This window comes from Citrobacter sp. MGH104 (assembly GCF_001034485.1).
In the GTDB taxonomy this organism is placed as follows: Bacteria; Pseudomonadota; Gammaproteobacteria; order Enterobacterales; family Enterobacteriaceae; genus Citrobacter; species Citrobacter freundii.
This window is the reverse complement of sequence record NZ_KQ089819.1, coordinates 972,761-995,959: the sequence shown is the minus strand read 5'-3', so window position 1 is coordinate 995,959 and position 23,199 is coordinate 972,761. Positions and strand designations below refer to the sequence as shown.

The window sequence follows — 23,199 nt, the reverse complement described above, 5'->3', positions numbered from 1 at the left end:
ACTGCCAATCCGAAGAGAATCGATGTGAAAGTACTGACTGTATTTGGCACGCGACCGGAGGCCATAAAAATGGCACCTCTGGTTCATGCGTTGGCAAAAGATCCTGATTTTGATGCAAAAGTTTGCGTCACGGCGCAGCATCGGGAGATGCTCGATCAGGTGTTGAACCTCTTTTCCATTGTACCTGACTACGATCTCAACATTATGCAGCCAGGTCAGGGACTAACAGAAATTACCTGCCGAATACTGGAAGGATTAAAGCCAATTCTGGCTGATTTTAAACCCGATGTGGTGTTGGTTCATGGTGATACCACAACGACCATTGCCACGAGTCTGGCTGCGTTCTATCAGCGCATCCCGGTGGGGCATGTAGAGGCTGGTTTACGTACTGGTGATCTCTACTCTCCCTGGCCAGAAGAGGCGAATCGGACGCTGACCGGGCGTCTGGCTATGTATCATTTTGCGCCAACAGAAAACTCGCGCCAAAATTTGTTACGGGAAGCTATTCCCGAAAATCGTATTTTCGTCACAGGCAATACGGTGATTGATGCGTTGATCTGGGTTCGCGACCGCGTACTGGCGAACGATGAATTGCGTGCTGAATTAGCAGAGCATTATCCTTTCCTGAGCTCGGATAAAAAGATGATACTGGTGACCGGTCATCGTCGTGAAAGCTTCGGTCGCGGTTTTGAACGCATATGCCACGCGCTGGCGGAAATTGCTGCGGCTAATCAGAACGTACAGATTGTCTATCCGGTGCACCTGAATCCTAACGTTAGCGAACCGGTTAATCGCATTCTGGGTCACGTTGAAAACGTCATCCTGATTGAACCGCAGGATTACATGCCGTTTGTCTGGCTGATGAATCATGCCTGGCTGATCCTGACCGACTCCGGTGGGATTCAGGAAGAAGCCCCATCTTTGGGGAAACCGGTACTGGTGATGCGCGAAACGACGGAACGTCCGGAAGCGATTACTGCAGGTACAGTACGTCTGGTAGGGACAGACCCGCAGCGTATTGTCGAAGAAGTCACGCGTTTGCTGCATGACGATAATGAATATCAGACCATGAGCCGCGCCCATAATCCGTATGGTGACGGGCAGGCATGTGGCCGCATTTTACACGCGTTAAAAAATAATCGGATATCGCTATGAGTTTTACGACCATTTCTGTCATTGGGCTGGGTTATATCGGACTGCCGACGGCGGCTGCCTTTGCTTCCCGTCAAAAGCATGTGATTGGCGTAGATGTAAATCAACACGCGGTGGATACCATTAATCGCGGTGAAATTCATATCGTTGAGCCAGATTTGGGCGCCGTGGTGAAAACGGCGGTCGAAAATGGATTTCTGCGTGCGACCACAACCCCTGTAGATGCGGATGCCTTTCTGATTGCTGTGCCTACTCCGTTTAAGGGGGAGCACGAACCCGATATGGTTTATGTGGAAGCCGCAGCCAAGTCTCTTGCTCCGGTGCTGAAAAAAGGCGCGTTGGTGATCCTTGAATCGACGTCGCCTGTCGGGGCTACCGAACAGATGGCCACATGGCTGGCTGAAATGCGTCCTGATTTGACTTTCCCGCAGCAGGTCGGTGAACAGGCTGACGTCAATATTGCCTATTGCCCTGAACGCGTGCTGCCAGGTCAGGTGATGGTTGAACTGATTAAAAACGACCGCGTGATTGGGGGAATGACCTCCGTCTGTTCCGCGCGTGCTAGCGAACTGTACAACATTTTCCTTGAGGGTGAATGTGTCGTGACCAACGCGCGCACAGCGGAAATGTGCAAGCTGACTGAAAATAGCTTCCGCGACGTCAATATCGCCTTCGCTAATGAGCTGTCGCTGATTTGCGCCGATCAGGGGATCAACGTCTGGGAACTGATTCGCCTGGCAAATCGCCATCCGCGCGTGAATATTTTGCAGCCGGGTCCGGGTGTTGGCGGGCACTGTATCGCGGTTGATCCGTGGTTTATCGTGGCGCAGAACCCGCAACAGGCTAAATTGATCCGTACCGCGCGTGAGGTAAACGACGGTAAGCCTCATTGGGTGGTCGATCGGGTAAAAGCTGCCGTGGCCGACTGTCTGGCGGATACCAATAAACGGGCCAGCGAAGTGAAAATTGCCTGTTTTGGTCTGGCATTTAAACCGAATATTGATGATTTACGTGAAAGCCCGGCGATGGGAATTGCGCAAAGTATCGCGCATTGGCACAAAGGCGAAACATTGGTGGTGGAACCGAATATCTATCAACTGCCGAAAAAACTGGACGGTCTGTGCCAACTGGCAACGCTGGACGATGCCCTGGGAAGCGCCGATGTGCTGGTCTTGCTGGTCGACCACAATGAATTTAAAGCCATTAAAGGCGATGCGGTTCACCAGCAATATGTCGTTGATACCAAAGGGGTCTGGCGCTAATGAAACGAATTCTGGTTACCGGTGGAGCTGGATTCATCGGATCTGCGGTTGTTCGGCATATCATTCAGGAGACTCAGGATGCGGTAGTTGTGGTCGATAAGCTGACCTATGCTGGAAACCTGATGTCGCTGGAGTCGGTTGCACAGAATCCTCGTTTTGCTTTTGAGAAAGTCGATATCTGCGATCGAGCTTCGCTTGACAGGGTGTTTCAACACTATCAACCGGACTGCGTGATGCATCTGGCGGCAGAAAGCCACGTCGATCGCTCCATTGATGGTCCGGCCGCCTTTATCGAAACTAACATTGTGGGAACCTACACGCTGTTGGAAGCGGCGCGTGTTTACTGGAGTTATTTAACCAGCGAGAAAAAATCAGCGTTTCGTTTCCACCATATCTCGACTGACGAGGTGTATGGCGACCTGGAGTCTACGGATGATTTCTTCACCGAAACCACACCGTATGCGCCGAGCAGCCCTTATTCCGCGTCGAAAGCCAGCAGCGATCATCTTGTCCGTGCCTGGCTACGTACCTACGGTCTGCCAACACTGATAACCAACTGTTCTAACAACTATGGTCCGTACCATTTCCCGGAAAAACTGATTCCGCTGATGATCCTTAATGCATTGGCGGGAAAAGCGTTACCGGTATACGGCAATGGACAACAGATCCGTGACTGGTTGTATGTAGAAGATCACGCAAGGGCGCTCTATTGTGTGGTGAAAGCGGGCGCGGTGGGAGAAACTTATAATATTGGTGGCCATAACGAGCGTAAAAACCTGGAGGTTGTCGAAACGGTTTGCAGCCTGTTGGAAGAGCTGGCACCGCAAAAGCCGCAGGGTATCGCGCAGTACCGCGACTTGATCGCTTTTGTGGACGATCGCCCGGGTCATGACTTGCGTTACGCCATTGACGCGTCGAAAATTGCGCGTGAACTAGGCTGGATGCCGAAAGAAACGTTTGAAAGCGGAATGCGCAAAACCGTGCAGTGGTATCTGGCTAATCAGGCATGGTGGAAACCCGTGCAGGACGGCAGTTACCAGGGCGAACGTTTAGGTCTGAAGGGCTAACAGCCTGGTTTTGGCTCCCGGAGGAGACAACGCATGAAAGGTATCATTCTGGCGGGGGGCTCAGGTACTCGCCTGTATCCCATTACGCGTGGCGTATCGAAGCAGCTATTGCCTATTTACGATAAGCCGATGATTTACTACCCGTTATCAGTATTGATGCTGGCGGGAATTCGCGAAATCCTGATTATCACTACACCGGAAGATAAAGGCTATTTCCAGCGCTTACTGGGCGATGGATCTGAGTTCGGCATTGAATTGCACTATGCTGAGCAACCCAGTCCGGATGGATTAGCACAGGCGTTTATCATTGGTGAAACGTTCCTTAACGGTGAACCATCATGTCTGGTGTTAGGAGACAATATCTTCTTTGGTCAGGGATTTAGTCCAAAACTGCGTCATGTGGCTGCCCGAACGCAAGGCGCGACGGTGTTTGGCTATCAGGTTATGGATCCTGAACGTTTTGGTGTTGTTGAGTTTGACGAAAATTTTCGCGCAGTCTCACTGGAAGAGAAACCGAAAGAACCGAAGTCTAACTGGGCGGTGACAGGACTCTATTTCTATGACAGTAAAGTGGTGGAATATGCAAAACGCGTAAAACCGTCTGAGCGTGGAGAACTGGAGATTACGTCCATTAACCAGATGTATCTTGATGACGGACACCTGACGGTAGAGTTGCTTGGGCGTGGTTTTGCCTGGCTTGATACCGGTACGCATGACAGTTTGATCGAAGCGAGTACTTTTGTGCAGACGGTAGAGAAACGCCAGGGCTTTAAAATAGCCTGTCTGGAAGAAATCGCCTGGCGTAACGGTTGGCTGGATGACGAAGGCGTGAAGCGTGCCGCCAGTTCACTGGCCAAAACGGGATATGGCCAATATTTGTTGGAGCTGCTCCGTGCTCGTCCGCGCCAGTATTGAGCCGCTTAGCTGGGAAAATACGTTCTTTGGCGTGCATAGCGCTATTGTGCGTTTTGACCAACACGCGTCGGTTCTGACTGCGGATGCGTTGCAGCCCTGGTCGCGGGTACAGGCAAAAATACCTGCCGCCAATACCCAAGCATTAGATGCCCTGCAACAAATGGGCTTCTCACTGGTTGAAGGTGAAGTAGATTTTGTGCTGCCAGTGACGTGTGCGCATGGTGACCCCGGTGCGCAGGTCGCACAAACTACGGATATCCCTGCATTACGCCATCTGGCAGGACAGGCGTTCGCGCAAAGTCGTTTTCGCGCCCCGTGGTATGCCGCAGATGCCAGCGCGCGTTTTTATGCGCAGTGGATTGAAAACGCGGTGCTGGGGACGTTCGATCATCAATGCCTCGTTTTTCGTACACCAACAGGTGAGATTCGTGGCTATGTCTCGCTGCGTGAACTGAATGCGACCGAGGCGCGAATTGGCCTGCTAGCCGGGCGTGGGGCGGGAGCAGAACTGATGCAGGCCGCGCTTTGCTGGGCGCAGGCTCACGGTAAAACAGCACTGCGTGTGGCGACCCAAATGGGCAATACCGCCGCGCTTAAACGTTATATACACAGTGGTGCGAATGTGGAAAGCACCGCGTATTGGTTATACAGGTGACACGATGATTCCATTTAACGCACCGCCGGTGGTGGGCACTGAACTCGATTACATGCAGACTGCGATGAACAGCGGCAAACTGTGTGGCGACGGCGGTTTTACCCGTCGCTGCCAGCAGTGGCTGGAACAGCATTTTGGCAGCGAGAAAGTATTGCTGACGCCTTCCTGCACCGCATCGCTTGAGATGGCGGCATTGCTGCTGGATATCCAGCCTGGCGACGAAGTCATTATGCCAAGCTATACGTTTGTATCCACGGCCAATGCTTTCGTGCTGCGAGGCGCGAAAATTGTCTTTGTTGATATCCGCCCGGATACCATGAACATTGACGAAACGCTGATTGAAGCGGCGATCACCGACAAAACCCGCGCGATTGTGCCGGTGCATTACGCGGGTGTGGCCTGCGAAATGGATACTATTATGGCGCTGGCGACCAAACATAACCTGTTTGTGGTGGAAGATGCGGCCCAGGGCGTTATGTCGACTTACAAAGGTCGGGCGCTGGGGACGATTGGTCACATCGGTTGCTTTAGCTTTCATGAGACCAAAAACTATACCGCAGGTGGTGAAGGCGGCGCGACGCTGATTAATGATAAAAAATTAGTCGAACGTGCAGAGATCATCCGTGAAAAAGGGACAAACCGCAGCCAGTTTTTCCGTGGCCAGGTAGATAAATATACCTGGCGTGATATCGGCTCCAGCTATTTGATGTCCGATCTACAGGCCGCTTATCTGTGGGCGCAACTGGAAGCAGCGGACCGCATTAACCAGCAGCGTCTGACGCTGTGGCAGAACTACTATGATGCTCTTGAACCGCTGGCGCGTGCCGGACGTATCGAGCTGCCTTCTGTACCGGAAGACTGCGTGCAAAACGCCCATATGTTTTACATCAAGCTGCGCGATATCGACGATCGCACGGCGTTGATTAACTTCCTGAAAGAAGCTGAAATTATGGCGGTGTTCCACTATATCCCGCTGCATGATTGCCCGGCTGGCGACAAATTCGGCGTATTTGCCGGTGTTGATCGTTACACCACCAAAGAGAGCGAGCGTTTGCTGCGTTTACCGCTGTTCTACAACCTGTCGCCGGTCAACCAGCGAACGGTAATTTCGACCTTACTCAACTACTTCGCCTGAAATGTCGCTTGCTAAAGCGTCCTTATGGACGGCAGCCAGTACGCTGGTAAAAATTGGTGCGGGTTTGCTGGTCGTGAAGCTGCTGGCGGTGTCGTTTGGCCCGGCAGGCGTGGGGCAGGCGGGTAACTTCCGCCAGATGGTCACCGTGCTTGGTGTCCTGGCGGGGGCCGGCATTTTCAACGGCGTCACGAAATATGTTGCGCAGCACCATGACGATCCGAACCGGCTCCGCAAGGTCGTCGGTACATCTTCCGCGATGGTGCTGGGATTCTCTACGCTGATGGCGGTGATTTTTCTGCTGGCGGCCGCACCAATCAGTCAGGGATTGTTTGGTCATACTCATTATCAGGGGCTGGTAAGACTGGTTGCGCTGGTGCAGATGGGCATTGCCTGGGCGAATCTGCTGCTGGCGTTGATGAAGGGGTTTCGCGATGCGGCGGGTAACGCGCTGTCGCTGATTGTGGGTAGTCTGGTGGGCGTAGTGGCTTATTATGGCTGTTATCGCCTGGGAGGGTATGAAGGCGCTTTGCTGGGTCTGGCGTTAGTGCCCGCGTTGGTCGTTATCCCTGCCGCTATTATGCTGATTAAGCGCGGGGCGATTCCTCTGCATTACCTGAAACCCTCGTGGGATAACGGTCTGGCTGGACAGCTAAGCAAGTTTACGCTGATGGCGCTGATTACCTCCGTAACGTTGCCTGTGGCATACGTGATGATGCGAAACCTGCTGGCGGCGCAGTACAGTTGGGATGATGTGGGGATTTGGCAGGGGGTAAGCAGTATCTCTGATGCTTATCTGCAATTCATTACCGCTTCATTCAGCGTTTACTTGCTGCCGACGTTGTCGCGACTGACTGAAAAGCGCGACATTACGCGCGAGGTGGTTAAGTCGCTGAAGTTCGTGTTACCAGCAGTTGCCGCTGCGAGCTTTACCGTTTGGCTACTGCGTGACTTTGCTATCTGGCTGCTTTTCTCCGCAAAATTCACCGCCATGCGCGATCTGTTTGCCTGGCAACTGGTTGGCGATGTACTAAAAGTTGGGGCGTATGTCTTTGGGTATCTGGTGATCGCGAAAGCATCACTGCGGTTTTATATTTTGGCTGAAATTAGCCAGTTCATGTTATTGACGGTGTTTGCTCACTGGCTGATCCCTGCACATGGTGCGCTGGGAGCGGCACAGGCTTATATGGCAACGTACATCGTCTATTTTTCTCTTTGTTGTGGCGTGTTTTTACTCTGGCGTAGGCGGGCATGACTGTACTGATTCACGTTCTGGGATCGGATATCCCTCACCATAACCAAACCGTGCTGCGGTTTTTCAACGACTCGCTTGCCGCGACGAGCGAGCACGCGCGCACGTTTATGGTTGCCGGTCAGGATGCGGGATTCAGTGAGAGCTGCCCGGCGTTATCGCTGAGTTTCTACAGCGGGAAAAAAGCGTTAGCCGAAGCAGTTATTGCGAAAGCAAAAGCGAATCGCCAACAGCGATTCTTCTTCCACGGTCAGTTCAACACCAGCCTGTGGTTGGCGCTGCTGAGCGGGAGAATTAAACCGACGCAGTTTTACTGGCATATCTGGGGTGCTGATTTATACGAAGTCTCCAGTGGGCTGAAATTCCGCCTGTTTTACCCGATTCGCCGCATGGCGCAGAACCGCGTGGGCTGCGTGTTTGCCACACGGGGCGATTTACGTTATTTCGCCGAGCAACATCCGCATGTACGGGGTGAGTTGCTCTATTTCCCAACGCGAATGGATCCTTCACTCAATAACATGAGCAATGATTGTCAGCGCAGCGGCAAGATGACGGTGCTGGTTGGCAACTCTGGCGATCGCAGCAATGAGCATGTTGCCGCGCTGCGTGCTGTCCATCAGCAGTTCGGCGACACGGTGAACGTGATTGTACCGATGGGTTACCCCGCCAATAATGATGCCTATATCGATGAGGTTCGCCAGGCCGGTATGGCATTATTTAGCGCTGATAATCTGCAGATTTTAAGTGAAAAGCTGGAATTTGATGCCTATCTAACATTATTGCGGCAATGCGATTTGGGTTACTTTATTTTTGCCCGACAGCAGGGGATCGGTACCCTGTGTTTGCTGATCCAGGCGGGTATCCCGTGCGTGCTCAACCGTGAAAATCCCTTCTGGCAGGATATGGTGGAACAGAATCTTCCGGTGTTATTTACCACGGATGATCTCAATGAAGGCGTCGTACGTGAAGCGCAGCGCCAGTTGGCATCGGTAGATAAAAACACGATTACCTTCTTTAGCCCGAATTATCTGCAGCCGTGGTATAACGCGCTGCGCATTGCTTCAGGAGAAACCGTATGAGCCTGATGCAATTCAGCGGTCTGCTGGTAGTCTGGCTGCTCTCCACCTTGTTTATCGCCACGCTGACCTGGTTTGAGTTCCGCCGCGTACGTTTTAACTTCAATGTTTTCTTCTCATTGTTGTTCTTGCTGACGTTCTTCTTCGGATTCCCGTTAACCAGCATCCTGGTGTTCCGCTTTGATGTGGCAGTGGCTCCGCCGGAGATCCTGCTGCAGGCCTTGCTGTCAGCAGCCTGTTTCTATGCCGTCTACTACGTGACGTATAAAACGCGATTGCGTAAGCGAGTAGAGGGTAAGCCGCGCAGGCCGCTGTTTACCATCAATCGCGTTGAAGCCCATTTGACCTGGGTTATCCTGATGGCGATTGCGCTGGTGAGCGTGGGCGTCTTCTTTATGCACAATGGATTCCTGCTGTTCAGACTGCAATCCTATAGCCAGATTTTTTCCAGCGAAGTCTCTGGAGTCGCTCTGAAGCGTTTCTTCTACTTCTTCATTCCGGCCATGCTGGTGGTTTATTTCCTGCGTCAGGACAGCAAAGCGTGGTTGTTCTTCCTGGTGAGCACCGTCGCGTTTGGTTTGCTGACCTATATGATTGTGGGCGGGACGCGCGCCAATATCATAATCGCGTTTGCCATCTTCTTGTTTATCGGCATTATTCGCGGCTGGATTTCGCTGTGGATGTTGGTCGCCGCAGGCGTGCTGGGTATTGTCGGGATGTTCTGGCTGGCCTTGAAGCGCTACGGAATGAGCGTTAGCGGCGATGAGGCGTTCTATACGTTCCTGTACCTTACACGCGACACCTTCTCGCCGTGGGAGAACTTGGCGCTGTTGCTGCAGAATTACCACAATATTGAGTTCCAGGGGCTGGCGCCGATTGTTCGTGACTTCTATGTCTTTATCCCTTCCTGGCTGTGGCCTGGGCGGCCGAGTATTGTACTCAACTCAGCGAACTACTTTACCTGGGAAGTGTTGAACAACCACTCGGGACTGGCGATTTCGCCGACGTTAATTGGTTCACTGGTGGTGATGGGCGGGGCGCTTTTTATACCATTAGGCGCGATTGTCGTTGGACTCATTATCAAGTGGTTCGACTGGCTGTATGAGCTAGGTAACCAAGAAACCAATCGCTATAAGGCGGCGATTTTGCACAGTTTCTGTTTTGGCGCCATTTTCAATATGATCGTGTTGGCACGTGAAGGGCTGGATTCGTTTGTCTCGCGAGTGGTCTTTTTCCTCGTGATTTTTGGCGTTTGCCTACTGATGGCAAAACTGCTGTTTTGGCTATTCGATAGCGCAGGACTCATCCATAAACGAATCAAGTCGCTGCCCCGGACACAAATTGAAGGATCGTAATGACAGATAACACAACTGCGCCGCTGTATTCGCTGCGCGGATTACAACTGATTGGCTGGCGCGATATGCAACATGCGCTGAATTACCTGTTTGCCGAAGGACACCTCAGGTCAGGAACGCTGGTGGCTATCAACGCTGAGAAAATGCTGACAGCAGAAGATAATCCTGAAGTGAGGGAGCTGATCAACGCCGCGGAGTTCAAATATGCGGATGGGATTAGCGTGGTGCGTTCGGTGCGCAAAAAATTCCCGCAGGCGCAGGTTTCACGTGTGGCCGGTGCTGATCTTTGGGAAGCGCTGATGGCGCGAGCTGGGCAAAACGGAACGCCTGTTTTCCTGGTTGGTGGCAAGCCTGAAGTTCTGGCGCAAACAGAAGCAAAACTACGTGCACAGTGGCGTGTGAACATTGTGGGTAGCCAGGATGGTTATTTTACCCCAGAGCAGCGTCAGGCGTTATTTGAGCGTATTCACGCCAGCGGCGCGCAAATTGTGACGGTGGCGATGGGTTCGCCGAAACAAGAGATCTTTATGCGTGATTGCCGCAAGACTCACCCTGACGCGCTGTATATGGGCGTGGGTGGCACCTACGACGTCTTTACCGGTCACGTTAAGCGTGCGCCTAAAATCTGGCAAAATCTGGGGCTGGAGTGGCTGTATCGCTTATTGTCGCAACCGAGCCGTATTACTCGACAACTTCGCTTATTACGCTATCTCCGCTGGCACTATACCGGCAACCTCTGACGCCCTCTCTCCTCTGATAAGTAGCGTGATCTGCTAATTACGCTACTTATTTACAACATAATCGCTGCTTTCTCGCACAATGTATTCATTTTTTGAATGCTTTAATTGCCATTTAAGCGATTTTAGGAAACCATTCGCAACAATCATTCCAGTGCCGTGGAGTTTTGACGCCAATCGCTAAGCGGTCGGTGTCGTATGGCCTGTTATGACATAACAAGATGTACCCATAACGAGAACCGGTAATACCGGACAGTATGCAAACACAACAAGAGGATTTATGGCCGAGAACAAACCTGAGCTACAGCGTGGGCTGGAGGCTCGTCACATCGAATTAATTGCCCTCGGGGGCACTATTGGCGTCGGGCTGTTTATGGGGGCCGCCAGTACCCTGAAATGGGCGGGACCTTCGGTTCTGCTGGCGTATATCGTCGCCGGGCTGTTCGTATTTTTCATTATGCGTTCTATGGGGGAGATGTTATTCCTCGAGCCGGTTGCCGGTTCATTCGCTGTTTACGCTCACCGTTATATGAGCCCCTTCTTTGGCTATCTCACCGCCTGGTCATACTGGTTTATGTGGATGGCGGTGGGGATCTCAGAGATTACCGCCATCGGGGTGTACGTCCAGTTCTGGTTCCCGGAAATGGCGCAATGGATACCCGCACTGATCGCGGTCGGACTGGTTGCATTGGCGAACCTCGCCGCAGTTCGCTTGTATGGTGAAATTGAGTTCTGGTTTGCCATGATCAAAGTGACCACCATCATTGTGATGATCGTCATTGGGTTAGGGGTGATTTTCTTCGGTTTTGGTAATGGCGGTCAGGCGATCGGCTTTGGCAACCTGACCGAACACGGCGGTTTCTTTGCCGGTGGTTGGAAGGGCTTCCTGACGGCATTGTGTATTGTCGTGGCTTCTTACCAGGGCGTGGAGCTGATTGGCATTACTGCAGGTGAAGCGAAGAACCCACAGGTCACGCTGCGTAGCGCGGTAGGTAAAGTGCTGTGGCGTATCCTGATTTTCTACGTTGGCGCAATTTTTGTTATCGTCACTATTTTCCCGTGGAACGAGATTGGCAGCAACGGCAGTCCGTTTGTTCTCACCTTTGCCAAGATTGGTATTACCGCCGCGGCGGGGATTATTAACTTTGTGGTCCTGACGGCGGCGCTGTCGGGTTGTAACAGTGGCATGTACAGCTGTGGGCGTATGCTCTATGCGCTGGCCAAGAATCGCCAGCTCCCCGCCGCTGTTGGGAAAGTTTCTCGCCATGGCGTACCGGTTGCCGGCGTGGCCATTTCTATCGCGATCCTGCTGATTGGTTCGTGCCTGAACTACATCATTCCCAATCCGCAGCGCGTGTTTGTTTATGTCTATAGCGCCAGCGTGTTGCCGGGGATGGTGCCGTGGTTTGTGATCCTGATAAGTCAGCTGCGTTTCCGTCAGGCGCATAAAGCGGCGATTGCCAGTCATCCATTCCGCTCCATTCTGTTCCCGTGGGCGAATTATTTGACGATGGCGTTCCTGATTTGCGTATTAATTGGCATGTACTTTAATGAAGATACCCGAATGTCGCTTTTTGTTGGCATGGGTTTCTTGTTGGCCGTGACGTTCATTTATAAGGTTTTTGGTCTGAATCGTTATGGCACAGCCCATAAATTGCGGGAATAAGCGACAAAACGCACAAACCATGACCAAACGATAATTTATTTTAAAAAAGCACTAGACAGAAGACCGAGACCTCCGTAATATCCAGCCCCGCAACGGCGCTAAGCGCCCGTAGCTCAGCTGGATAGAGCGCTGCCCTCCGGAGGCAGAGGTCTCAGGTTCGAATCCTGTCGGGCGCACCATTTAGTAGGGTGCCAGAGCTGCGGTGGTTTTAATACCGCGTAAAAGATTTGCAGTGGTGGCTATAGCTCAGTTGGTAGAGCCCTGGATTGTGATTCCAGTTGTCGTGGGTTCGAATCCCATTAGCCACCCCATTAATTTAAAGTTGTGAAATGCGAAGGTGGCGGAATTGGTAGACGCGCTAGCTTCAGGTGTTAGTGTCCTTAGGATGTGGGGGTTCGAGTCCCCCCCCTCGCACCACGACTTAAAGAATTGAACTAAAAATTCAAAAAGCAGTAAAACGGCGAGTAGCGCAGCTTGGTAGCGCAACTGGTTTGGGACCAGTGGGTCGGAGGTTCGAATCCTCTCTCGCCGACCAATTTTGAACCCCGCTTCGGCGGGGTTTTTTGTTTTCTGATTTTCCCTTCTCAGCCTTTATTCCCGCGAATTACCTGATGTCTTAAAAAGTCCGAATACCTGGTTTTTGCAGTGCAATCGTGGCATGCCTTGTGCAATAATATGCGGGTAGATGCTCATTCCATCTCTTATGTTCGCCCTCTGGCCTCATAAACTCAGGAATGATGCAGAGCCGTTTACGGTGCTTATCGTCCACAGACAGATGTCGCGTAGCCTCATCAAACACCATGGACATAACGTTGAGTGAAGCACCCATTTATGTTGTCATACAGACCTGTTTAACGCCTGCTCCTTACCGAGCGGGCGTTTTTTTATGCATACACAAAATCCTTCGAGCTGCTTCTCGAATGATTTTGTGTATACGAGATGAAAAATATGTAGGCCCGGTAAGCGAAAGCGCCACCGGGCATTCAGGAGTTACTGCGGGGGATTGTTGTTCTGCAACGTCAACATCAGGCCATCACGACGCATGGTGGCGGCTTCTTCCGGTTGATGCAGTCTGTCCAGCGCGTCAGCAAGCCAGGCGTAGTCATAGGCATCCGGGCGCTGTTTGAGAGCGGCACGGAAGGCGAGCGTGGCTTCCTGCCATTCCCCATGCTTCATTAACGACTGACCCAGCGTACTCCACAGCAACGGGCGATCGCCCACGGCTTTAATCTGCTGGCGCAACACTTTCTCTATCTGTTCCGGATTATTGGTTTTCAGACGCGGGATCGGTAGCACCAGGCGGTCATCGTACTGACGTTTCAAACCATCAATGATGACCTGCTGCGCTGTATCGTGATCGTCACACTCAATCAGATGTTCAGCCATTGCTACCTGCAAAGCAACCTGATGACGGGTTTTACGGTTCTGGTTTTTCCACCATGCACGCAGCCCCTCGCTGCCCTGATCGGCGCGGACCTGATCCATCAAGCCAACCCATGCCTGTTGTTCCAGCATGGCGCGGTGCTCGTCATCACCCACATGCGCTTTTGCCATGGATGGGATGATATCCAGCAAGGAACTCCATGCGCCGGTGCGAATGTAGGCCTGCTCAGCCAGACGCAGCACTTCCGGATGACGTGGCGTTACTTCCAGCAGTTTGTCTATGCTGTGGCGTGCGGCGTGATTTTCATTACGCGCCAGTTGCAGGCGAACGCGAGCGATTTCTACCGGGATCGTATCATTTCCCGCCAGTTCGGCAGCACGCTCAAGGTGTTGGTTGGCGCGAGCTTCGTCACCGCGCTGCTGAGCCGCTTCTGCCGCCAGCAGGTAATTCACTACTGGCTGTTCTGCATGATCGGCATTTTTCGACATCAGCTTCTCAACCTGCTGATAGTCACCTTCTGCCAGTTTGAGCAGCGCCTGTTCGGTCTGCTTACGGGCGCGACGACGTTTACGACCCACAAACCACCCACGGGTATGTGCGCCGGTGCGGAAAATTCGGCGCAACAGCCATTCAATCGCAAACAGGACGACCATGGCGACGATCAGGATGATCACCAGGCCCGTCACACTGGTTTCGATATTGTAGTTATCCGTCTGGATCAACACGTAGCCCTGATGACCGGCTATCATCGGACCGACGACGATCCCGGCGATCAACAGCACAAAGAGCAACAATACTTTTAGCATCATTATTCTCCTTGCGGCGCGGTTGCCGGAGCGTCTGTCGAAGGCGCTGGCGCTGCTGCTACCGGTGCTGTGGCAGGTTGCGCCAGTAAATTACGTACGCGGGTCTGCATTAACTTGTCGAGAATAGCCTGACTCTGCAGCGTTTCCGGGACATCCATACTGATGCTTTGCTGGCTCAGTTGGTCTACTTCTTCAAGGAACGCTTTGGTCGCTGCATCGTCGGTGTCGTAGTAAGCACGCACCCATGTGGAGACATTTTCCAGCGCCTGGCGGTATGTCTCTTCCTGATGACGCGGCACGGCCTGTGCAGCTACTAACAGGCGGGAACGGATATTTTCACGTAAGTAAACGTCCTGGTTCGGTGCCAGCAGCGGTACGGCAGTTTCATCACGACGGCGCACGGTGATAAAGCTGTCCATAAAGTTCTGCCAGCTTTTTTGCAGATTGACGCGCCATTCGCTAATAGAGCTGGAAAGCTCGCTGCTGTCCGAGTCCATCGGTGAATCGTCGGTGTCGTTGTCGGCCAAACGCAGGTTATCGATCTGATTAGAGAGTTGATTCACTTTCAGGATAATGCCGTCATAGTCGACCTGAGTCACCGCGGAGAGGCTCGCGATATCGTCAGTAATCGCACGTCGCGCGGTAATTAAGCTCGGGTCGTTCATATCTGCCAGACTGGCATCGGCGCTTTTCAGCAGCGCCGCGGCGGTAGTGACGTCCTGATCGCTCCATAATTTGCGACCAGCCAGTTTCACCAGGAAATCAGCCTGCGCCAGCAGCCATGTTCCAGCATCGCTGCCGGAGATGGTGGCGACTTTTTGCTGGACTTCATCAAGCTGTTTGACCAGCGCGGCCTGCTGGCGAGTGGCTTCATCCAGCTGCGTTGCCTGCTGTTTAATAATACCTTCCAGCTCAGCTTTCTGGCTTTCCTGCGCTTTTTGCAGTGCCGTCAGCTGGTTCGCCAGCGCATCGCTGGTTGCCGTTTGTGTTGTTGCCTGTTGTTTCCCCCAGCCGTACAGCCCAACGCCTGCTGCCAGCGCAATAGCAATCGCCACAGCGCTCAGAATCAGCGCCGTGCTGTTCTTACTCTTTTTTTCAGTATTAACTGGCTGTGACGTGGTTTCCACGGCCTCCCTGGTCTCTTCAACCACGGCGGAGGATTTTTCTTGTTCCGTCATTATGGCATCCCATTATGAGAGTTATTGTAATGCGCGTAGTAGCGCATCGTTGTCGGCGTTATCAGCGACCTTAATATCTTGCCAGCCCAGTTCCCGGGCGAGGTGCGCCAGACGCTCACTGACGACCAGCAGCCGACAGCGTAGTAACCAGTGCTCACGATACCACTGTGGAATAAGCGTCCAGAGCTGTTGTAGCATCTCTCCGCTAGTGACGACCACCGTGGTTACGCCACGGGATTGCCAGCGCATCGCTTCTTCTGCACCATCGTAATATTTTGCACTGCGTTGATAACATTCACAAAAATCGACATCGGCTCCGCGTGCCGTCAGGGTTTCACCTATCAGCTCGCGGCCACCGTTGCCGCGTAATATAAGCGCGCGTTTTCCCGCAATATTTTGTAATTCAGGTAATTGTAGCAAGACTTCGCTAATTTCCCGATCCAGAGGGTAGTGAATATTGAAGCCGCTAACAGTATGCAGCGCCAGCGCCGTTGTACGGCCAATGGCAAAATATCGCGGAAGGGATGGCCAGCTTTTCTCTTGCTGCTGAAGCTCGGCATCTGCAAAGGTAACGGCGTGCTGCGAGAGGACGAAGACCAGATCGTTCTCCGTCAGCGCCGACAGTCGGGAAGCAAGCGTTGCCAGTTCCCGGCCAGGTGAAAACTCGATGAGCGGAAAACTCCAGGCCACCTGCCCCAGTGTGCGCAGACGGCTCACTAACTCTTCCCCTGCGGGAGACGGGCGGGTGACCAGAATACTCATGCGGGTGCTTCTCCGTTATAAACTTCAGCCAGAATGGCGCGCGCACCGTTCTCCAGCAGTTCTTCTGCCAGAGAGATGCCCATCTGTTCGGCATCCTGTGTGGCGCCGCGACGTTCTCCGCATACCATCTGTGAACCGTCTGGCGCGCCGACCAGCGCACGTAGCCAAATCTCACCGTCGATGATTTCGGCATAGCTACCAATAGGTACCTGACATCCCCCTTCCAGGCGGGTGTTCATGGCGCGTTCTGCTTTGACGCGTAGCGCCGTCTCTTCATGGTTGAGCGGCGCTAACAGCGCCTGAGTGCGCATATCATCCAGTCGACATTCTATGCCTACTGCGCCTTGTCCGACAGCGGGTAGGGAGACTTCCGGCGGCAGAGCGGTACGGACTCGCGACTCAAGACCTAAACGTTTTAATCCAGCGACCGCCAGAATAATGGCGTCATAATCGCCGTTATCCAGTTTGCTGAGGCGCGTGCCTACGTTGCCGCGCAGCGAACGGATGACGAGATCCGGGCGACGCTTCGCCAACTGGCACTGGCGACGCAAACTGGATGTCCCAACGATGCTGCCTGCGGGGAGTTCATCCAGCGTGTTGTACTTATTTGAGACGAAAGCATCACGCGGATCCTCTCGCTCGCAAATGGTGACCAGTCCAAGACCGTCAGGGAATTCAACCGGCACATCCTTCATGGAATGCACGGCGATATCGGCGCGTTTTTCCAGCAGCGCGACTTCCAGCTCTTTAACAAACAACCCTTTCCCTCCGACTTTCGCCAGCGGGGTATCAAGGATCACATCGCCACGGGTTACCATAGGAACCAGTTCCACGATCAGACCTGGGTGGTTTGCCATTAAGGCGTCTTTGACATAATGTGCCTGCCAGAGCGCAAGGGGGCTTTGGCGTGTGGCAATTCTCAAAACATTGTCTAACATGCTTGTTACCGTCATTATCAATCATTGACCATCCTAACATCCTTATCAAAGGGATGTCAGCGTTACGCTCAAACGTAAGTGAGAGGAAAGGCGCTGCATCATCACTGTCAGTGAATAATGACGAGAAAAACCTCCCGACCGTATGAAGGAATTTACACGTAACGAACGGTGCTACACTGGTATGTAGCGCATCTTTCTTTACGGTCAATGAGCAAGGTGTTAAATTGATCACGTTTTAGACCATTTTTTCATCTGTAACTAATAAAAGTGCAGGGGAAAAAGGTAACGGTTATTTTTGACATACGGTTTATCCGGACTGATGACGAGGGTGGTGAGCGTTTGCGCCGCCGCTATCGACGCCATGACGGATGCAACATCAGGCGATACGTCTTGTACCTCTATATTGAGACTCTGAAACAGAGACTGGATGCCATAAATCAACTGCGTGTGGATCGCGCGCTTGCTGCCATGGGACCTGCTTTCCAGCAGGTATACAGTCTGCTGCCGACATTATTGCACTACCATCATCCGCTGATGCCGGGTTACCTTGATGGTAACGTTCCCAAAGGCATATGCCTTTACACGCCTGATGAAACCCAACGCCACTACCTGAACGAACTGGAACTGTACCGCGGTATGTCGCCGCAGGACCCGCCGAAGGGCGAACTGCCGATCACCGGCGTTTACTCGATGGGCAGTACCTCTTCGGTAGGGCAAAGTTGTTCGTCTGACCTTGATATCTGGGTCTGCCATCAATCCTGGCTGGATAGCGAAGAGCGCCAGCTGCTGCAGCGTAAATGTAGCCTGCTGGAAAGCTGGGCGGCCTCGTTGGGCGTGGAAGTCAGTTTCTTCCTGATTGACGAAAACCGTTTCCGTCACAATGAAAGCGGCAGTCTGGGTGGTGAAGACTGTGGCTCGACGCAGCATATCCTGTTGCTGGATGAATTCTATCGCACCGCTGTGCGCCTCGCGGGTAAACGTATTCTGTGGAATATGGTGCCGGGCGACGAAGAAGAGCACTACGACGATTACGTCATGACGCTCTACGCACAGGGGGTGTTAACGCCAAACGAATGGCTGGATCTCGGCGGACTCAGTTCGCTTTCCGCCGAAGAGTACTTTGGCGCCAGCCTCTGGCAGTTGTACAAGAGTATCGACTCCCCGTACAAAGCGGTGCTGAAAACGCTGTTGCTGGAAGCCTATTCCTGGGAATATCCCAACCCACGCCTGTTGGCGAAAGACATTAAACAGCGCTTGCATGATGGCGAGATCGTCTCTTTTGGTCTCGACCCTTACTGCATGATGCTGGAGCGCGTTACTGAGTACCTCACGGCGATCGAAGATCCGACGCGCCTGGATTTAGTACGTCGATGTTTCTACTTAAAAGTGTGCGAGAAACTGAGCCGTGAGCGCGCCTGCGTGGGCTGGCGTCGTGAAGTATTAAGTCAGTTAGTGAAAGAGTGGGGCTGGGATGACACTCGTCTGACCATGCTGGATAACCGCGCTAACTGGAAGATTGACCAGGTACGTGAAGCGCATAACGAACTGCTCGATGCGATGATGCAGAGCTATCGTAACCTGATCCGCTTTGCGCGGCGCAATAACCTCAGCGTCAGCGCCAGTCCGCAGGATATCGGTGTGCTGACCCGTAAGCTGTATGCTGCGTTTGAAGCGTTGCCGGGTAAGGTCACGCTGGTGAACCCGCAGATATCTCCGGATCTCTCGGAACCGAATCTGACCTTTATCCATGTACCGCCGGGTCGTGCCAACCGTTCGGGTTGGTATCTCTACAACCGCGCGCCTAACATGGACTCGATCATCAGCCATCAGCCGCTGGAATATAACCGCTATCTCAACAAGCTGGTGGCGTGGGCCTGGTTCAATGGCCTGCTGACCTCGCGTACGCATTTGTTTATTAAGGGCAACGGCATTGTTGATTTGCCGAAGCTGCAGGAAATGGTCGCCGACGTGTCGCACCACTTCCCACTGCGACTGCCTGCGCCAACGCCGAAAGCGCTCTATAGCCCATGCGAAATTCGCCATCTGGCGATTATCGTTAACCTCGAATATGACCCGACGGCAGCGTTTCGCAATCAGGTGGTGCATTTTGATTTCCGTAAGCTGGACGTCTTCAGTTTTGGTGAAGAGCAAAAATGCCTGGTGGGTAGCGTAGACCTGCTGTACCGCAACTCGTGGAATGAGGTGCGTACGCTGCACTTCAACGGCGAGCAGGCGATGATTGAAGCGTTAAAAACGATTCTGGGCAAAATGCACCAGGATGCCGCGCCGCCAGATAGCGTCGAGGTTTTCTGCTATAGCCAGCATCTGCGCGGTTTAATTCGCACCCGCGTTCAGCAACTGGTGTCTGAGTGCATCGAATTACGCCTCTCCAGCACCCGTCAGGAAACCGGACGTTTCAAAGCGCTGCGTGTTTCCGGCCAGACGTGGGGGCTGTTCTTCGAGCGCCTGAACGTTTCGGTACAGAAGCTGGAAAATGCGATTGAATTCTATGGCGCGATTTCACATAACAAACTGCACGGGCTTTCCGTCCAGGTTGAGACCAACCATGTGAAACTGCCGTCGGTGGTAGACGGTTTTGCCAGTGAAGGGATTATTCAGTTCTTTTTCGAAGAAACGGGTGATGAGCAGGGCTTTAATATCTACATTCTGGACGAAAGCAATCGGGCTGAGGTGTATCACCACTGCGAAGGTAGTAAAGAGGAACTGGTACGCGACGTCAGCCGTTTCTACTCATCGTCGCACGATCGTTTTACCTACGGCTCCAGCTTCATCAACTTTAACCTGCCGCAGTTCTATCAGATTGTGAAAACCGACGGGCGCGCGCAGGTGATTCCGTTCCGCACCCAGCCGATTAGCGCTGTTCCGCCCGTCAATCAGGACAACGACGCGCCGCAGTTGCAGCAGTATTTCTCTTAAGCATAGTGCCGGATGGCGGTGTAAACACCTTATCCGGCCTCCAAATGCGCGAGATACTCAGGCCGGATAAGCGAAGCGCATCCGGCAATCACACTTAGCGGAAGCTCACCTCTTCACCCGCCTGCTGCGTTGCCGCCTGTTCCAGCAGATCCCAGAACGTTTCGCCGCTTCGGTCGCAGATCCACTCGTCGCCTTTCAGGTCAAAGTGGTAGCCGCCCTGTTTGGTCGCCAGCCATACCTGGTGCAGCGGCTCCTGACGGTTAATGATAATTTTGCTGCCGTTTTCGAAACTGATGGTCAGAACGCCGCCGTTGATCTCACAATCAATATCGCTGTCGCCATCCCAGTCATCCAGACGTTCTTCAATGGTCATCCACAGGGTGTCAGCAAGGCGATGAAATTCACTGTCGTTCATTGTCGTTTCTCGTTTTTTTGTGATAGCGGCAGTATAAAGGGAAGCGCTAACCTCAAAACAGCGTTACGGCATTATTTTTTGCATTCACTGGCCTTTGTGATGATGATGATGTCTTCATTGCTGGTGAACATATTCTGATCCAGGTTGCGCGTTTCTCCCGGACATGGAGAGGCGGTGCGATAAAGCTGGTCGCCAATCCATGTATAAACATAAGCATTATCGTAAGCGAAACGCTCAGTGATTTTTAGCGACCCGTTGAGGCCAAAGACCTGAATGTCCTGATGTTGTTGGTGACCACGCATAAAATAGCCGTGCTCTTTTCCTGCGTTAATTTTCTGGTTCAGGAAAGGGGCAACGGTATCCAGTTCCAGTATTTCCATCTGGTCTTCGCCGAAAGGCGATAGCTTCACAATATACAGCTGATTTTTATATTGCGCGATGCGAGCGTTAACTCGCTTGAATTGGCCGGGATCAATGTTGGGAATAGTTTGCCAGTTGCTCCACTGGGCGTCGGGTGAGAGCGCTTTGCGCCAGCGAACCACTGTTTTGCCGATATCAAAGGAATCATCATTCGTTTCCGGCGGTATTTGCGCGGTTTCCTCGCCGGGAACTCGTGGTATCCCTGTCGGGATAAATACGCCATTTTGTAACAAATCGCCATCCAGATCCCCGCCGTTAAACTCGGCCCAGTAGCCATATCCGGATTGTTGTTTTTGCCATTTTACGCGTACGGCTTTGGGGTTGGGCGTAGGGTAACGCCAGAGTTGTTGGCCATCAAAGGCGTAGACATAGCGATCGTCGCGGGCGTACCACTTTTTGTCATGCGGGCTGTCGCCAAGATGCGCTTCTCGCTCATCAGGAGCGTGATAATCCAGTAAAATCAACGGGCCTGCGGACTCGAATACCTGTAGCCCATCCTGCTCTTCACCATCAACATATGACTTGTTGAGCAGGTAGCCATGATGTCTGCCAGCGTTAAATCGCTTATCAATAATCAGATTAGGGTTGTCCAGCGTTATTACATCAAGCCTGTTTTCGCCGAACTCCGTTTTTCTGATGGCATACAGCTTGTCCTGATATTGCGCCACAGTGCTGCTGAGCGGATGGAACTGTTCCGGATCAAGATGGGGAATTTCTTCCTGCTGGCAATCCGGGCCTTTACGCCACAAAACCTGCGTTTCCAGCAGACTAAACGCCGCGCAGTGTTTTTCCGGGTGCGCAAGCCTGTCCAGGTTATCCTGATTGAGGACGTGACGGAACTGACCGTTTTTGTCGCGCCAGGTCAGCAATGCGTCGGGTATCCAGCGCACGACGGTGAAGGTATCCGGGTTGGCATTCAACTGTTCACCGTTGATCATAATTTTTGTGCGGGTACGGCTTAGCGTATCCCAGGGTCCGAAAGATACGGCGACGCAGGGGTTAAATGCGGAGGAAAAGTTTCCATGCCGATACCAGGGTTTTTGCGCCAGTACGGTAAAACTGTCGGGATCGACGAGGCGATGTCCGTTGACATACAGGTAGCGATCGTCGCGTAAAATCAACCCCAGCCAGTCAGGTTGCCATGCGCCGTCGAATGTTATTTTACGCAGCGTTTTGATATCGGCATGATTTTCACCGTGGTTATCATCCGTGCGCTCGCCTTTGTAATAGAGGCTGTTTTTATCAGCAGCAAGGTCACCCCAGACCCGGAATGAGGCCACGTCGAGAGGTGGAGTACCTGGCGGGTTTTGCACAACCTTGCCAGCATAGAGGACATAGCGACCATCACTGTGGTACGAATAATGGGGAAACCAGGCCTGCGCGCCCTCATAGAGGTAGTCAGTCGTCAGATCCGTTAGTGGAGGTTCTTTTTCCCCGTCTTCCTGCATTGTTGGGTCAATTAACAAATCGGGTAACCGACGCAGGCGCTTGTAATTCACTCCAGGGAGCGAAAGATTAGTTTCTTCGTAGGGACGCAGGTATATCACGCCGTTTTCGTGCCTTTGGTAAATATTGTGTTCTGGTTCGTCCAGCCGACATCCCCATGCAGGTGAAAGTAAAAGAGAAAGAGACAAAAGACAAAATATGTTGCGATTTTGCATAAAGCCATCCAGGCGAGTAACTCCACTTAGAAAGCCCTCAGCAAACCATATTCCCTGACCTGAATACGTTACAATCATGACGATCCGCTGTTTTTCAGACTCCATAAAGGTATGCTAAACGCTTGCTTTTACGCCTTCTCCTGCGATGATAGAAAACAGAAAGCATGAACTTTACAGGCCATCAATAATGAAAAACGTGTTAAAGCCACTCGCTGTCATTTTTACTCTGTTCAGCCTGACGGGCTGTGGGCTAAAAGGCCCGCTCTATTTCCCACCAGCTGATAAAACCGCGCCGCCTCCGACCAAGAGCGTTCAGCCGCAATCGCAATCCACCACGCCTGAGAAAAACGATCGTGGGATTAGTGATGGGCCTTCTCAGGTGAATTACTAACGGCAGGAATAGATTTTACATTTCTGTACCCGCGTGAA

At 52.6% G+C, this 23,199-nt stretch carries 19 protein-coding genes and 4 tRNA genes; 17 read left to right on the top strand and 6 right to left on the bottom strand.

Annotated features, from left to right (window positions below; genetic code table 11):
• Positions 1-24: 24 nt before the first annotated feature.
• The 15 genes from wecB (at position 25) to SK34_RS22910 (ending at position 12,804) form a co-directional block, all read left to right on the top strand.
• Positions 25-1,155 carry a non-hydrolyzing UDP-N-acetylglucosamine 2-epimerase gene (gene wecB, locus SK34_RS22980; protein ID WP_003017984.1) on the top strand — a complete coding sequence of 377 codons (1,131 nt, stop codon included), beginning with the start codon at positions 25-27 and terminating at the stop codon, positions 1,153-1,155.
• Positions 1,152-2,414, top strand: coding sequence for a UDP-N-acetyl-D-mannosamine dehydrogenase (wecC, locus tag SK34_RS22975; protein ID WP_048234260.1), 1,263 nt, complete (start codon positions 1,152-1,154; stop codon positions 2,412-2,414). The genes wecB and wecC overlap by 4 nt, the downstream gene beginning before the upstream one ends.
• Positions 2,414-3,481, top strand: a complete 1,068-nt coding sequence (gene rffG, locus SK34_RS22970; RefSeq protein ID WP_048234258.1) for a dTDP-glucose 4,6-dehydratase — start codon at positions 2,414-2,416, stop codon at positions 3,479-3,481. Before wecC ends, rffG begins: the two co-directional genes overlap by 1 nt.
• A gap of 33 nt (positions 3,482-3,514) precedes the next feature.
• Positions 3,515-4,396 carry a glucose-1-phosphate thymidylyltransferase RfbA gene (gene rfbA / locus SK34_RS22965; protein WP_003017976.1) on the top strand — a complete coding sequence of 294 codons (882 nt, stop codon included), beginning with the start codon at positions 3,515-3,517 and terminating at the stop codon, positions 4,394-4,396.
• The gene (gene rffC, locus SK34_RS22960; RefSeq protein ID WP_048234256.1) at positions 4,374-5,051 is read left to right on the top strand and encodes a dTDP-4-amino-4,6-dideoxy-D-galactose acyltransferase; all 678 of its coding nucleotides are present in this window, start codon (positions 4,374-4,376) and stop codon (positions 5,049-5,051) included. Before rfbA ends, rffC begins: the two co-directional genes overlap by 23 nt.
• Before the next feature lie 4 nt (positions 5,052-5,055).
• The gene (rffA, locus tag SK34_RS22955) at positions 5,056-6,186 is read left to right on the top strand and encodes a dTDP-4-amino-4,6-dideoxygalactose transaminase (protein ID WP_048234255.1); all 1,131 of its coding nucleotides are present in this window, start codon (positions 5,056-5,058) and stop codon (positions 6,184-6,186) included.
• Position 6,187: 1 nt separating this feature from the next.
• Positions 6,188-7,438 (top strand): lipid III flippase WzxE, encoded by a 1,251-nt coding sequence (wzxE, locus tag SK34_RS22950; RefSeq protein WP_032938464.1) that lies wholly within the window; start codon positions 6,188-6,190, stop codon positions 7,436-7,438.
• On the top strand, positions 7,435-8,514 hold the full coding sequence (locus SK34_RS22945) for a TDP-N-acetylfucosamine:lipid II N-acetylfucosaminyltransferase (RefSeq protein WP_048234254.1): 1,080 nt from the start codon (positions 7,435-7,437) through the stop codon (positions 8,512-8,514). The genes wzxE and SK34_RS22945 overlap by 4 nt, the downstream gene beginning before the upstream one ends.
• Positions 8,511-9,866, top strand: a complete 1,356-nt coding sequence (gene wzyE, locus SK34_RS22940; protein WP_003017967.1) for an ECA oligosaccharide polymerase — start codon at positions 8,511-8,513, stop codon at positions 9,864-9,866. The genes SK34_RS22945 and wzyE overlap by 4 nt, the downstream gene beginning before the upstream one ends.
• Entirely contained in the window at positions 9,866-10,606 is a 741-nt protein-coding gene (gene wecG, locus SK34_RS22935; protein WP_003017964.1) for a lipopolysaccharide N-acetylmannosaminouronosyltransferase, read from the top strand. Before wzyE ends, wecG begins: the two co-directional genes overlap by 1 nt.
• Before the next feature lie 277 nt (positions 10,607-10,883).
• Positions 10,884-12,269, top strand: coding sequence for a bifunctional threonine/serine APC transporter ThrP (thrP, locus tag SK34_RS22930; RefSeq protein ID WP_048234252.1), 1,386 nt, complete (start codon positions 10,884-10,886; stop codon positions 12,267-12,269).
• Positions 12,270-12,371: 102 nt separating this feature from the next.
• Positions 12,372-12,448: transfer RNA gene (locus tag SK34_RS22925), tRNA-Arg, on the top strand.
• Between the two features lie 56 nt (positions 12,449-12,504).
• Positions 12,505-12,580: transfer RNA gene (locus SK34_RS22920), tRNA-His, on the top strand.
• A gap of 20 nt (positions 12,581-12,600) precedes the next feature.
• A tRNA-Leu gene (locus SK34_RS22915) sits at positions 12,601-12,686 on the top strand.
• A gap of 41 nt (positions 12,687-12,727) precedes the next feature.
• Positions 12,728-12,804 (top strand) — tRNA-Pro (locus SK34_RS22910).
• 455 nt (positions 12,805-13,259) lie between these two features.
• Here the strand turns inward: SK34_RS22910 and hemY are convergent.
• Genes hemY through hemC form a run of 4 tightly spaced genes read right to left on the bottom strand, consistent with a single transcriptional unit; the run spans position 13,260 to position 17,337 of the window.
• The gene (gene hemY, locus SK34_RS22900) at positions 13,260-14,459 is read right to left on the bottom strand and encodes a protoheme IX biogenesis protein HemY (RefSeq protein WP_003017958.1); all 1,200 of its coding nucleotides are present in this window, start codon (positions 14,457-14,459) and stop codon (positions 13,260-13,262) included.
• A 2-nt stretch (positions 14,460-14,461) separates the two neighbouring features.
• Entirely contained in the window at positions 14,462-15,637 is a 1,176-nt protein-coding gene (gene hemX / locus SK34_RS22895) for a uroporphyrinogen-III C-methyltransferase (RefSeq protein WP_003017955.1), read from the bottom strand.
• A gap of 21 nt (positions 15,638-15,658) precedes the next feature.
• Entirely contained in the window at positions 15,659-16,399 is a 741-nt protein-coding gene (hemD, locus tag SK34_RS22890) for a uroporphyrinogen-III synthase (RefSeq protein WP_044714757.1), read from the bottom strand.
• Positions 16,396-17,337, bottom strand: coding sequence for a hydroxymethylbilane synthase (hemC, locus tag SK34_RS22885; protein WP_003841203.1), 942 nt, complete (start codon positions 17,335-17,337; stop codon positions 16,396-16,398). The genes hemD and hemC overlap by 4 nt, the downstream gene beginning before the upstream one ends.
• Before the next feature lie 390 nt (positions 17,338-17,727).
• Here hemC and cyaA point away from each other — a divergent pair, with 390 nt between their 5' ends.
• On the top strand, positions 17,728-20,274 hold the full coding sequence (gene cyaA, locus SK34_RS22880) for a class I adenylate cyclase (protein ID WP_003017946.1): 2,547 nt from the start codon (positions 17,728-17,730) through the stop codon (positions 20,272-20,274).
• A gap of 94 nt (positions 20,275-20,368) precedes the next feature.
• Here cyaA and cyaY read toward each other — a convergent pair whose 3' ends face one another.
• Positions 20,369-20,689, bottom strand: a complete 321-nt coding sequence (gene cyaY / locus SK34_RS22875; RefSeq protein WP_003828967.1) for an iron donor protein CyaY — start codon at positions 20,687-20,689, stop codon at positions 20,369-20,371.
• Between the two features lie 71 nt (positions 20,690-20,760).
• A complete protein-coding gene (locus tag SK34_RS22870) occupies positions 20,761-22,770 on the bottom strand; it encodes a hypothetical protein (RefSeq protein WP_048234292.1) in 2,010 nt (669 codons plus the stop codon).
• A gap of 187 nt (positions 22,771-22,957) precedes the next feature.
• On the opposite strand from SK34_RS22870, the gene lptM reads away from it, so the two are divergent.
• On the top strand, positions 22,958-23,161 hold the full coding sequence (gene lptM / locus SK34_RS22865) for an LPS translocon maturation chaperone LptM (protein ID WP_003017937.1): 204 nt from the start codon (positions 22,958-22,960) through the stop codon (positions 23,159-23,161).
• Positions 23,162-23,199 lie beyond the last annotated feature (38 nt).

What these genes read in the sequence shown, in the direction of transcription:
- SK34_RS22945 (WP_048234254.1), top strand. Translation starts at nt 7,435, where the DNA reads ATGACTGTACTGATTCACGTTCTGGGATCGGATATCCCTCACCATAAC.
- lptM (WP_003017937.1), top strand. Translation starts at nt 22,958, where the DNA reads ATGAAAAACGTGTTAAAGCCACTCGCTGTCATTTTTACTCTGTTCAGC.
- thrP (WP_048234252.1), top strand. Translation starts at nt 10,884, where the DNA reads ATGGCCGAGAACAAACCTGAGCTACAGCGTGGGCTGGAGGCTCGTCAC.
- wzyE (WP_003017967.1), top strand. Translation starts at nt 8,511, where the DNA reads ATGAGCCTGATGCAATTCAGCGGTCTGCTGGTAGTCTGGCTGCTCTCC.
- rffG (WP_048234258.1), top strand. Translation starts at nt 2,414, where the DNA reads ATGAAACGAATTCTGGTTACCGGTGGAGCTGGATTCATCGGATCTGCG.
- SK34_RS22870 (WP_048234292.1), bottom strand. Translation starts at nt 22,770, where the DNA reads ATGCAAAATCGCAACATATTTTGTCTTTTGTCTCTTTCTCTTTTACTT.
- wecG (WP_003017964.1), top strand. Translation starts at nt 9,866, where the DNA reads ATGACAGATAACACAACTGCGCCGCTGTATTCGCTGCGCGGATTACAA.
- hemY (WP_003017958.1), bottom strand. Translation starts at nt 14,459, where the DNA reads ATGCTAAAAGTATTGTTGCTCTTTGTGCTGTTGATCGCCGGGATCGTC.
- rfbA (WP_003017976.1), top strand. Translation starts at nt 3,515, where the DNA reads ATGAAAGGTATCATTCTGGCGGGGGGCTCAGGTACTCGCCTGTATCCC.
- cyaY (WP_003828967.1), bottom strand. Translation starts at nt 20,689, where the DNA reads ATGAACGACAGTGAATTTCATCGCCTTGCTGACACCCTGTGGATGACC.
- hemD (WP_044714757.1), bottom strand. Translation starts at nt 16,399, where the DNA reads ATGAGTATTCTGGTCACCCGCCCGTCTCCCGCAGGGGAAGAGTTAGTG.
- wecC (WP_048234260.1), top strand. Translation starts at nt 1,152, where the DNA reads ATGAGTTTTACGACCATTTCTGTCATTGGGCTGGGTTATATCGGACTG.
- hemX (WP_003017955.1), bottom strand. Translation starts at nt 15,637, where the DNA reads ATGACGGAACAAGAAAAATCCTCCGCCGTGGTTGAAGAGACCAGGGAG.
- wzxE (WP_032938464.1), top strand. Translation starts at nt 6,188, where the DNA reads ATGTCGCTTGCTAAAGCGTCCTTATGGACGGCAGCCAGTACGCTGGTA.
- rffA (WP_048234255.1), top strand. Translation starts at nt 5,056, where the DNA reads ATGATTCCATTTAACGCACCGCCGGTGGTGGGCACTGAACTCGATTAC.
- hemC (WP_003841203.1), bottom strand. Translation starts at nt 17,337, where the DNA reads ATGTTAGACAATGTTTTGAGAATTGCCACACGCCAAAGCCCCCTTGCG.